Consider the following 12,723-nt stretch of genomic DNA (forward strand, 5'->3'; position numbering starts at 1 on the left):
AATAATTATAAATCCAATTTAAATTTACTTTTCAGTTTGGCTAAGGCCTTATTTTTTTCGAGCAATTTATTGTATTTTTCTTGAGGTGTGTAAGCGTATTTTTTTTGGTTTTCTTCGTTTACACTAACTTTTAAGTCTATACTGTAATTATTTAATTTTTCACGAAAGTGCCGTAACAATTTTGGTTTGGCTTTTAATAATTCTGATTTCATCATACCACTTGGCATGGTAAGGTGGACTATATTGTCTTGAACTTTTGGAGTATCTGCATTCAATATTGCTACCAGATTTCGCACACCTTTTTTTTCTAATTTCTGAATATATTTTTGCCAGATTTCTAAAAATTGAGCTTCTGTAAATTTATCTGAAGGTTTGTTTGTAAGATCCTCTACATCCTCAACGGATTTAGAATTTTCTTTCTTTTTATGTATACTACTAAGAGATAAAGCCGAAGAACGCCTTGTTTTTGTTCCAGTTAAAATTGGTTTTTCAGATGGTTTTTTATCTACTTTGTCCTTTTGTGGGATTTTTTTATACTCTTCAGGAGGGTCTTGAACAGTAGTTAGAGCTATTTTTTTACCAATCTTTTTTGCATTGTTGTTTTGTTGTGTACTTATAAAATGTATTGCGGGAATTATGTAGTTTTTACGCTTTTTTTTTTCGTCGGTGTTCGAAAAAGTAATGGATGCCAATTGCATCAAAGCTAATTCAACTAGTAGACGTTGGTTTTTGCTACTTTTATATTTCAAGTCACAATCATTGGCTAAGTCTATCCCTTTTAGCAAAAAGGTGACTTCACATTTTTTGCTCTGTTCATCATATTGTTTTTTGGTGGCTTCACCAACTTCCAATAGTGGAATAGTCGCACTATCCTTAGCAACTAATAAATCCCTAAAATGTGATGCTAATCCTGCAATAAAATGATGACCTTCAAAACCTTGAGCTAAAATTTTATTAAATTTAACAAGCACTTGTGGAATGTTATTTTCGAGAATTAGATCTGTCATTTTAAAGTAAGAATCATAATCTAATACATTCAAATTTTCCGAAACAGCTTGTCTGGTTATTTTATCATTAGAAAAGCTAACTACTCTATCAAAAATGGAAAGAGCATCACGCAATGCACCATCGGCTTTTTGAGCAATGATGTGCAACGCATCATCATCAGCTTTGATTTTTTCTTCCTTAGAAATTTTATGTAAATACTCTTTAATGTCAATTACTCCAATACGTTTAAAATCAAATATTTGACACCGAGAAAGAATAGTTGGAATAATCTTATGTTTTTCAGTAGTCGCTAAAATAAAAATAGCATGTGCTGGAGGCTCTTCCAAAGTTTTTAAAAAAGCATTAAATGCCGCTTGAGAGAGCATATGTACCTCATCGATTATATACACTTTGTACTTTCCGGTTTGAGGGGGAATACGAACTTGGTCCGTTAAATTTCGAATATCATCAACTGAATTGTTAGAAGCAGCATCTAACTCAAAAATATTAAAAGCATAATCTTCATTTGGATCTATAGTTTCAGCATCTGCTTGATTAATTCTTTTAGCTAAAATTCTAGCACATGTTGTCTTACCCACACCACGAGGTCCAGTAAATAATAAAGCTTGTGCTAAATGGTTATTTTTTATAGCATTTTCTAACGTGTTTGTTATGGCTTTTTGCCCAACAACATCATCAAAAACCTGAGGTCTGTATTTACGTGCCGATACTATAAAATGTTCCATTAACTCTTGAAGATAATTTTGGACTGCAATTTATACATTAACTATAAATTTTTGCATATAAATCTTTATATATTTCTTTGATAACGGATCGTTTCATTTTCATGGTAGGTGTTAAGTGTCCATCATCTATGCTCCAAACATCTGGAGTGAGTTCAAAACGTTTTATTTGTTCCCATTGACCAAAGCCCTTATTGCATTTATCCACTTCTTTTTGAATTCGTTTTAATACCCTATCATTCAATATAATTTCTTCATTATTACTACCAATAGCAGCGTCCTTTCTTTTTGCCCATTCATGAATAAATTCAAAATTAGGCTGAATCAATGCAGCTGGCATTTTTTCCCCTTCACCTATTACCATAACTTGCTCAATAAATTGTGATTCTTTCAACTTATTCTCTAATAATGTCGGTATAACATATTTACCTCCAGAGGTCTTGAACATTTCTTTTTTACGGCCTGTTATTTTTAAGAAACCGTCTTGGTCTATTTCACCTTTATCGCCCGTATGGAAATAATCTCCCGTCATTACGCTAGCTGTTTTTTCAGCATCTTTGTAATAACCCATCATTACATTAGGACCTTTGATTAAAATTTCACCATCATCAGCAATTTTCACTTCAACGTTTCTAATGGGTTTACCTACTGTACCAATTTTGAACATAGTATCTTTATACATATTTACGGATACCACTGGTGAAGTTTCCGTTAGGCCATAACCTTCCATGACATACATACCCGCTGCACAAAATATTCTGGCTAATTTTGGGTTTAATGCAGCACTACCAGAAACCATAGTGTCTAAATTTCCACCTAGGGCCTCTTGCCATTTACTAAAAATTAATTTTCGTGCAATTTTCAATTTAAATTCATACCACCACCCATTTGCTTCATAAGGTTCATATTTTTCGCCCAACTCTACTGCCCAGTAGAACAAACTTTTTTTAATTCCCGATAGCTCTCCACCTTTAGCATAAATTTTATCAAACAATTTCTCTAAAAGTCGTGGCACAACGCTCATTAAGTGAGGCTGTACTTCTTTGATATTATCTCCAATTTTATCTAAACCTTCTGCAAAATAGACAGAACATCCGTTGTATTGATATAAGTAAATAAGTAATCTTTCAAAAATATGACATATTGGTAAAAAACTCAATACTTTGGTCTGACCATCAATTAGCGGTAATCTTGGCTCGCTATCTAATGCATTACTCACTATGTTTTTATGAGATAGCATAACACCTTTTGGCTTACCGGTTGTGCCAGAAGTATAAATAATTGTTGCCAAATCAGTTTCTAAAACTTCACTTTTTCGTTTATCAAGTTCTGGTTGATTATCTTCGTCTTTCCCCAATTCAAACAATTCGGAATAATGTTTACACCCTTCAATATGGTCGTAACAATAAACTTCTTTTAATTTTGTGTTAGCTTTTATTTTATTGACTTTTTCTAAGACTTCACTATCAGAAACAAAACAATAAATGGATTCACTATGGTTTAACACATATTCATAATCTTCAGCACAAATTGTTGGGTAAATTGGAATACTCTGAGCTCCAGTTTGTAAAATACCAATATCTGTAATATTCCATTCTGTCCTATTTGTTGAAGAGATTACAGCAATTTTATCATTCTTTTTAACCCCCATTTTTAGCAAAGCTCTACTTACCGCATTTGCTTTGTCTAAATACTCTTTAGTAGAGGTTTTCACCCATTTCCCATCATATTTAGTGACTAAAGCAGCATCTAAATTGTATTTTTCCAATTGATAGTATGGAAAATCAAATAATCTTGTTATTTCTATGGGCATATTTTTGTAATTTGGGTATTGCAAAATATAAAAATTAAAACGAATAGACAAGTGAAATTTGTTGCCCCTACTACTTACTACTAAAATGGAATGATTATCTTTGCAAATTATAAAAAAGTATTTAGATGAAGATTTCCTACAGTTGGTTACAACAATTTTTAAAGATTGATTTAAAGGCTGAAAAAGTTGGTGAACTATTAACCGATTTAGGCCTAGAAGTAGAAGGTATAGAAAAAGTAGAATCGGTAAAAGGAAGTCTAGAAGGAATAATAGTGGGAGAAGTGTTGACCTGCGAAAAACACCCTAATGCTGATCGATTAAAAATAACTACTGTCAATCTAGGAAATGGCGAACCTTTACAAATTGTCTGCGGGGCACCGAATGTAGCAGCAGGGCAAAAAGTGCCTGTAGCTACTGTGGGTACAACATTATATGATAAGGAAGGTAATGGTTTTAAAATAAAAAAAGGAAATATAAGAGGAGAAGCCAGTCATGGAATGATTTGTGCCGAAGACGAATTGGGTCTCGGTGAGAGTCATGAAGGAATTTTGGTTTTCGATAAAAAAACCAAAGTCGGTATACTAGCTGCAGAACTTTTTGAAATTTCTACAGATTATGTTTTTGAAATCGGATTAACGCCTAATCGCTCTGATGCGATGAGTCATTATGGCGTAGCTCGTGATTTGAAAGCGGGTTTGCTACAGCAAAAAATAAATAAGGAATTAATAACACCTTCAGTAAGTAGTTTTCACGTTGATGTCCGTTCTTTAAAAATTCAAGTTGAAGTAGCAAACAAAAAACAAGTACCACGTTATGCTGGTGTTACCATTTCTGGAATTAAAGTAGAAGATTCACCTAAATGGATGCAAGATAAATTGAAAGCCATTGGCGTGAATCCTATTAATAATATTGTTGACATTACCAATTATGTATTACACGAATTGGGCCAACCGTTGCATGCTTTTGATGCGGCTAAAATAAACAACAATAAAATCATTGTTAAAAATTTACCAAAAGATACCGAGTTTGTATCCTTAGATGGCGAAACCCGTAAGTTGCATAAGGATGATATTATGATTTGTGATGGCGATTCCAATCCTTTATGTATTGGAGGTGTTTATGGTGGATTGGATTCTGGTGTAACCGAAAAAACTACGGCTATATTTTTAGAGAGTGCCTATTTTGATCCAGTTTCTATTCGTAAAACTGCTAAAAGATTTGGGTTGAATACCGACGCTTCGTTCCGTTTTGAAAGAGGTATTGATCCGAATATTACCGATTATGCATTAAAAAGAGCTGCTTTGTTGATTGAAGAAATAGCAGGAGGTAAAATTTCTTCTGATTTAATTGACATTTATCCGAAAAAAATAGAAAACCATCAAGTGCGTTTTTCTTTTAGTAAGGCTGAGAAATTGATTGGTGAAAAACTAAAGCCAGATACTATAAAGAACATTCTGGCTTCGTTAGATATAAAAATTAATAATCAAACAGATTCAGGATTAGGATTGACCATTCCTGCATATAGAACAGATGTTACCAGAGAGGCTGATATTATAGAAGAAATTCTAAGAGTTTATGGTTATAATAATATTAAAACTTCGCCAAAGTTAAATACTTCAATTTCATATGCTCCAAAACCAGATGCCAACAAATTACAGAATTTAGTATCTAATCAATTGGCTAGCCAAGGATTTTATGAAATGATGGCAAATTCATTGACAAACCCTGATTATATTGAATATTCAGAGCAAGTCAATGCTAAGCACAACGTGGTGATGTTGAACCCTTTGAGTTCAGATTTGTCAGTTATGAGACAAACGTTACTTTATAGTGGTTTAGAAGCTGTGGCATATAATATTAACAGAAAGAATAGTGATATCAAATTGTTTGAATTCGGTAACACTTACCATAAATTTGATGGCAACTACGAAGAGCAAAAGCATTTTTCTTTGTTGATTTCAGGAAATAGAAATGACAATAATTGGTTACTAAAAACAAAAAAATCTGACTTCTTTTTTGGAATGGGTGTTGTTCAAAGTATTTTGGAACGCGTTGGTATTAACTCGTATAAATCTCGACCAATTGAAAATGATTTCTTTTCAGAAGGAGTTTCATTGCAGGTTGGTAAACATACCATTGTTGAGTTTGGAGTTGTAAAAGCCAACATTGCCAAAAAGTTCGGTATTAAACAAGAAGTGCTTTATGCCGATTTTAATTGGGATGCCATGCTTGGTTTTATCAAGAATAAAACCATAAAGGTTTCCGACTTGACAAAATTTCCATCCGTTAAACGAGATTTTTCGTTGCTGTTGGATAAGCAAGTTTCTTTTGATGAAATTTATAAATTGGCTTTTCAAACGGATAGACAACTATTAAAATCCGTTGATTTATTTGATGTTTATGAAGGCGATAAATTGCCCGAAGGGAAAAAATCGTATGCCGTAAGTTTTATGTTGCAAGATGATAAGCAAACGCTGACCGACAAACAGATCGATGCCGTAATGGATAAGTTGCAGCAAACGTTTGAAACCAAATTAAAAGCTGAATTAAGAGCTTAAGCAATGTACAAACTTATCAGAAAATTACTTTTTTTATTTGACCCTGAAAAAGTCCATCATTTTACGTTTTCTTGGATAAAATTTACATTTAAACTTCCTTTTGTAAGGTCTGTAGTTAAAAGCAATTTCAAAGTAGAAGACCCAAAGTTAGAACGCAAATTATTTGGGCTTACTTTTAAAAATCCTGTGGGCTTGGCTGCGGGAATGGATAAAAATGCCTTATTGTTTGACGAATTTTCTTATTACGGATTCGGTTTTATAGAAATAGGTACCGTTACTCCAAAACCTCAGGACGGTAACCCCAAAAAACGATTATTTCGACTGAAAGAAGATGGAGGTATCATAAACAGAATGGGGTTTAACAACGAGGGCGTTGATGCCGCTGTAAAACGATTACAACATAAAAAAACGGACATCATTATTGGTGGAAACATTGGCAAAAACAAAGCAACGCCCAATGAAAATGCCATTGACGATTATATCATTTGTTTCAACAAATTATTTGACGTTGTAGATTATTTTGTTGTGAATGTGAGCTCACCCAACACCCCTAATTTAAGGGATCTGCAAGAAAAAGAACCACTCACAAAATTACTGAACACATTACAGTCTGAGAACTTCAAAAAAGAGAAAAGAAAACCTATTTTACTTAAAATTGCCCCTGACTTAACAGACTCACAATTGTTAGATATTATTGACATTGTAAAAACTACAAAAATTGATGGTGTTATTGCCACAAATACTACTATTTCTAGAGAGGGTTTACAGTCTGAAAATAAAGAAGAAGTTGGTGGGCTTAGCGGGAAACCATTAACCAATCGTTCTACAGAGGTTATTCGTTTTTTAGCAGAAAAATCAAAAAAAGCTTTTCCAATAATTGGAGTAGGGGGAATCCATTCCGCCAAAGGTGCTTTAGAAAAAATAGAAGCTGGTGCAGATTTGGTTCAAATTTATACTGGGTTTATTTATGAGGGGCCAAAGTTGGTGAAGAGGATAAATCAGGAGTTGGTGAAAGCATAATCTAAAAATTCACGAATCACTTTTCAGATTTAAAATTGCTTTTGATTTCTTCAAGTACGTATGGTAATTGGTCAAAAACCAGCTTGTTTTCAAATCTGATAACGGTATAATCTAAGGAATTTAGATATTCCGTCCGTTTGACATCGTATTCTTGAGCAGATGAGTTGTTATGTACTTCACCATCTAATTCAACAACCAACCTTTGCGAAGCACAGTAAAAATCGACAATATAATTTCCAATACTATGCTGTTTGGTAAAACGTTTACCATCCAATTGTTTGGATTTTAAATGTTCCCATAGAAATGCTTCAGCTGGAGTTAAATTTGATCTTAACTTTTTGCGATATACCTTTAATCCTACTTTTGTATGTACTCTTTTAGCTGCCATCCCAGTTTTTTGCTCCCCTCTTCAGACGAAGAGGGGAATGAATTCACTCGTTTTAACGAATATAATGATTTAATCGGAATTTGATTGAGTGAAGAAAGGGGAGTTTGAAAACCCTAAACCTTTGGAAACATTATCAAAAGTTTGAGAAAAATGATTGAGGCTTGGGTTTTCAAACCCTCCGTCTTGACCTCTCGGTCGCGAAACCTCCCTTTGTCGAAAGGGAGGAGCCCTTCGAGGATGTTTTTAATTTTTCTCAATCCACTTTCTAGCATTTACAAACGCTTCTAACCAAGGTGAAACTTCATCTTTTCTATTGTTAGGATAATTTGCCCAATTCCATTGGAATGTTGAACGCTCTATGTGCGGCATAGTTACTAAATGGCGGCCTGTTTTATCGCAAAGCATGGCGGTGTTATAATCAGAGCCATTAGGGTTGTGAGGATATTCTGCATAACCATATTTGGCAACGATATCATAATTGTCTTCGGGCATTGGCAAATTGAATTTACCTTCACCATGACTAATCCAAACCCCTAAAGTACAACCCTCCAAACTTGATAACATTACAGAATTATTCTCTTGAATTTTTACAGAACTAAATGAACTTTCGTGTTTATGCGAATCGTTATGTAACATTTTTCCGTGACTATCATGGTCAGGATTTATAAGTTCCAATTCCATAAATAATTGGCAACCATTGCAAATTCCGACAGACAAGGTATCTTCTCTTGCAAAAAAATTGTTGATAACCTTATTGGCTTTTTCGTTGTACTTGATAGCACCTGCCCAACCTTTAGCTGAGCCTAAAACATCCGAATTACTGAATCCACCAACGGCACCTAAAAACTGAATATCTTCTAAGGTTTCCCTACCAGAGATTAAGTCCGTCATATGCACATCTTTTACATCAAACCCTGCCAAGTACATGGCATTTGCCATTTCTCGTTCGGAATTACTTCCTTTTTCACGAAGAATTGCGGCTTTAGGTCTCGACTCCGCTCGACCTGACAATACATCTTTAAGTTTACCAGTAAAGTTTTTTGGAAAAACATATTGTAACGGCTGGCTTTTATAATTATCAAGTCTGTCTTTTGCTAAATTATTCGCAGTTTGCTTATCATCCAATAAATAGGAAGTCTTAAACCAAACATCTCGTAATTCAGGAATACCCAAAACGATTTTATTGTCTTGATTTTGTATGCTTAGTTTTTCGTTGGTAGTAACTTTTCCAAGAGTATAAAACTCAATATTAGCATCACTTAATATTTTTTCAATTGAATCATCATTGGCTTGAAAAACAATTCCTGAATTTTCAGAGAACACTAGTTTAGTTGTATCTCTTTCTCCAATATTGGATAAATCAAGTTCCGCACCTAAGTTATTATCCGCAAAACACATTTCTAATAATGTAGTTATCAATCCGCCAGAAGCGACATCGTGTCCAGCTACAATCTTGTTATTCTTAATCAGATTTTGAATCGTGTTAAAAATGCTTTTGAATTGTTTTGCATCCTTTATGGTTGGAGCTTTAAGACCCACTTTGCTCAGAATTTGAGCAAAAGAACTTCCACCTAAGTCATGATTATCCTGCGAAAGGTTGATATAATAAATACTGCCTTTGTTTGGTTGTAAAACGGGTTCAACAACTTTAGTAATATCATTACAATGAGCAGCGGCCGAAATTATTACGGTTCCGGGTGAAATCACTTCATCGTTAGGATATTTTTGTTTCATGGATAAAGAATCCTTTCCAGTTGGCACATTGATACCTAACTCAATGGCGAAATCTGAAATGGCTTCAACAGCCTCATATAAACGGGCATCTTCTCCTTCGTTTCGGCAAGGCCACATCCAGTTAGCGGAAAGTGAGACACTTTTTAATCCTTCTTCCAAAGGAGCCCAAATAATATTAGTCAAAGCTTCTGCGATAGAATTTCTACTACCTGCAACGGGGTCAATTAATCCCGAAATAGGTGAGTGGCCAATACTTGTTGCAATACCTTCTTTACCCTTATAATCCAATGCCATAACTGCAACGTTGTTGAGCGGTAATTGTAAAGCACCTACACATTGTTGTTTGGCAACTTTTCCGCCTACACAACGATCAACCTTGTTAGTTAACCAATCTTTACAAGCAACGGCTTCTAGTTGTAAAACGTCCTTTAAATAGTCCGTAAATTTATTAACGTCATAAGTTAAATCCGTATAATTCCGTTCTACGGTAACATCGTTCATTATGGTTTTTGGGGAGCTTCCAAACATATCTACCAAGGCTAAATCCATTGGTTTTTCTCGGCTCGTTTTTGATTCAAACGTAAAACGATGATCTCCAGTAACATCTCCAACCGTATAAATGGGCGAACGCTCACGTTCTGCAATACGTTGTAAATTTTCTAAATGTTTTTGACCAATAACCAAGCCCATTCGTTCTTGTGACTCATTACCAATAATTTCCTTGGCGGATAGCGTAGGGTCGCCAACAGGCAATTTATCCAAATCAATATTTCCACCTGTATCTTCTACTAATTCTGACAAGCAATTTAAATGTCCGCCCGCACCATGATCGTGAATGGAAACAATCGGATTTTCATCACTTTCCACCATTCCACGAATAGCATTTGAAGCTCTTTTTTGCATTTCGGGATTAGAACGTTGTACGGCATTGAGTTCAATACCACTTTCAAATTCGCCTGTGTCTGCTGAAGAAACCGCAGCACCCCCCATTCCGATTCTATAATTATCGCCACCTAACAATACAATTTTATCGCCAGTTTTTGGTGTGTCTTTTATGGCCTGTTCCGCTTTTCCATAACCAATACCACCAGCCTGCATAATTACCTTGTCATAGCCCAATTTTCGTCCGTGTTCTCCGTGTTCAAATGTCAATACTGAACCACAGATTAAGGGTTGACCAAATTTATTTCCAAAATCAGAAGCACCGTTGGACGCTTTTATTAAAATATCAATCGGAGTTTGATACAACCAAGGGCGTGCGGGCATGGTTTTTTCCCAATCCCGATTGCTATCGCGATCTTCTAAACGAGAATATGAAGTCATATAAACCGCTGTTCCCGCCAAGGGCAATGAACCTTTTCCTCCGGCTAATCTATCGCGAATTTCACCTCCCGAACCCGTTGCTGCACCATTAAAAGGCTCTACCGTGGTAGGGAAATTATGGGTTTCGGCTTTTAATGAAATTACGGAATCAAAATCTTTAACTTCGTAAAAATCAGGCTTGTCAGCAGTTTTTGGAGCGAATTGTTCCACTTTTGGACCTTTTACAAAAGCTACGTTATCTTTATATGCCGAAACAATAGTGTTTGGATGCGTTTCAGAAGTTTTTTTTATCAGTTTAAATAAAGAAGAAGGTTTTTCTTTACCATCAATTACAAAAGTGCCATTAAAAATTTTATGGCGGCAATGTTCGCTATTGACTTGTGAGAACCCAAAGACTTCTGAATCGGTTAATTTCCTTCCCGATTCCTTCATTAATTTTGCGGACAGCTTTTCTAAATATGTTACCTCGTCATAACTCAAAGCGAGCCCTTCTTGTTGGTTATAGGCCGCAATATCTTCAATCTCCTTTATAGCTTCTGGTTGTATGTCAATATCAAAAATTTGCTGATCTAAAGCCTTATATTTTTGAAAAAGCATGGGGTCAAAGTCGATAAAATCTTCATCTACAGCGTTGAGTTCCTCAATTCTAATGATACCTTCAATACCCATATTTTGGGTAATTTCAACAGCGTTGGTACTCCAAGGTGTAATCATAGCGGCACGTGGCCCAACAAAAAAAGCATCGACTGATGCTTGTTGTAACAGGGTTTTATTACCAAACAACCAAGTGAGTTTGCTTATGGCTTCATTTGATAAATTAGTGATGGTTTGAACTGCAAATACTTTGATATATTGCTCTCCAAAAAAATAGATCATTGCTTTGATTTTGTAAGCGGTAAAAATACATATTTTAATGGGTTGGTTTATACCAAAAGAAGCAAAAAAAGTAAATGTTTTTAACAGGGTTTTGTTAGTATCTCTGAGATTTTGTTGTTTTGTGGTTTGTGGAATTAGAGAAAATTGCAAGGTGTGAATGGAATGATATTTGATGTTAGTTGTAGAAACAAAAAAATCATGAAAAAAATAGTACTTCTTTTGTTCTTGACTATGGGTGTTAAGTCAGTTTTTGCAGAATGTGCAATGAGTGGAATGGAATTCTTTCCAAAACAAAAAGAGATTAGTCTAAATTCAATGTTTATAATTCAAGGCTATGCCATGAGCGAGAAAACAATTGTTACTTTTAAAGATAGGTTAATATATTTGGAAAGCGAGAATGGTGATTTAATTAAGTTAGACCTTCAAGAAATTTTAATAGGACAAATGAGTTTGACCCAAGCGGTTTTTAAACCTTCTGTTGAGTTAAAACCTAATACTATTTATTTCTTAAAATACGCTGACCAAACCAAAAGAGAAACTAGGGAAATGGCTGTATATAATAGAGAAAAAGAGAAAAATGAAAAAATTTACTGGAAAACCACAAGCAAAAAATTTATTGGACCTCTAGACTTTAAACTTAAAATTTCTTACGAAAAATCAGAAGTTGTACACTATGGATGTGGACCTTCGGTGAATGCAATCTTTAAGATAAAAGACACTTCAAAATCTGAAGTTTGGTATAAAACCGAAGTTGTTGATTTAACTACAAATCAAAAAACCTCTTTCTATGAAATGGAATCGAAAGGTAAACTACATGTAGGGCACGGAATGTGTGCTGGCGGATTTACTTTTAATGGAAAAGGTAAGTATAAGGTTAGGTTTACACCTATGAATGCTGATGGTGAAACTTTAAAAACAACAGGCTGGAAAACTTTTGACAGTCCTTATGTTAATGATAAAATGTCTTTCGGGTTTTAGTTAATCAAAAGAAAAGAATAAAATAAGTTGTCTAGTCAACAAAACTTATTAATAGTGCAGTTAATCTCCAAAATTACCTACCTTTGCCGTGTATTGGTTTTAAACCAGTAGTTGAGTACTACGGGTTAAATTAAAAGGGAATTCCGTTACAATCGGAAGCTGTTCCCGCAACTGTACGCTTAGTCCCGATGTATTTCAGGATGCTTATTGTAATTACTACTTACCACTGCTTTTAGCGGGAAGGTTCACAATAAGACGCAAGCCAGGAGACCTGCCAATTGCAAACAATCAAGTAACAATTAC

7 protein-coding genes and 1 riboswitch are annotated in these 12,723 nt (G+C 34.7%); of the genes, 3 read left to right on the forward strand and 4 right to left on the reverse strand.

From position 1 onward, the window contains the following. Positions 1-5: 5 nt before the first annotated feature. Positions 6-1,733 carry a DNA polymerase III subunit gamma/tau gene (locus tag U5A88_RS02620; RefSeq protein ID WP_354203513.1) on the reverse strand — a complete coding sequence of 576 codons (1,728 nt, stop codon included), beginning with the start codon at positions 1,731-1,733 and terminating at the stop codon, positions 6-8. 37 nt (positions 1,734-1,770) lie between these two features. Further along, positions 1,771-3,543, reverse strand: coding sequence for an AMP-dependent synthetase/ligase (locus tag U5A88_RS02625; RefSeq protein WP_354203515.1), 1,773 nt, complete (start codon positions 3,541-3,543; stop codon positions 1,771-1,773). Between the two features lie 125 nt (positions 3,544-3,668). Here U5A88_RS02625 and pheT point away from each other — a divergent pair, with 125 nt between their 5' ends. Both pheT and U5A88_RS02635 read left to right on the forward strand, forming a co-directional pair. After that, complete coding sequence (pheT, locus tag U5A88_RS02630) at positions 3,669-6,101, forward strand: phenylalanine--tRNA ligase subunit beta (protein WP_354203517.1); 2,433 nt, start codon at positions 3,669-3,671, stop codon at positions 6,099-6,101. Between the two features lie 3 nt (positions 6,102-6,104). Continuing rightward, positions 6,105-7,121: a quinone-dependent dihydroorotate dehydrogenase gene (locus U5A88_RS02635; protein ID WP_354203519.1), complete on the forward strand. Its 1,017-nt coding sequence runs from the start codon at positions 6,105-6,107 to the stop codon at positions 7,119-7,121. A 16-nt stretch (positions 7,122-7,137) separates the two neighbouring features. On the opposite strand, the gene U5A88_RS02640 is transcribed toward U5A88_RS02635, so the two are convergent. Together U5A88_RS02640 and purL are read right to left on the reverse strand one after the other, a co-directional pair. Then, positions 7,138-7,509, reverse strand: coding sequence for an endonuclease domain-containing protein (locus U5A88_RS02640; protein ID WP_354203520.1), 372 nt, complete (start codon positions 7,507-7,509; stop codon positions 7,138-7,140). Between the two features lie 243 nt (positions 7,510-7,752). After that, a complete protein-coding gene (gene purL, locus U5A88_RS02645; protein WP_354203522.1) occupies positions 7,753-11,442 on the reverse strand; it encodes a phosphoribosylformylglycinamidine synthase in 3,690 nt (1,229 codons plus the stop codon). A gap of 198 nt (positions 11,443-11,640) precedes the next feature. On the opposite strand from purL, the gene U5A88_RS02650 reads away from it, so the two are divergent. Then, on the forward strand, positions 11,641-12,420 hold the full coding sequence (locus U5A88_RS02650; protein ID WP_354203524.1) for a hypothetical protein: 780 nt from the start codon (positions 11,641-11,643) through the stop codon (positions 12,418-12,420). Positions 12,421-12,497: 77 nt separating this feature from the next. Next, positions 12,498-12,713, forward strand: a riboswitch (cobalamin riboswitch). Positions 12,714-12,723: the final 10 nt, after the last annotated feature.

Source organism: Aureibaculum sp. 2308TA14-22 (assembly GCF_040538665.1).
Classification (GTDB): domain Bacteria; phylum Bacteroidota; class Bacteroidia; order Flavobacteriales; family Flavobacteriaceae; genus Aureibaculum.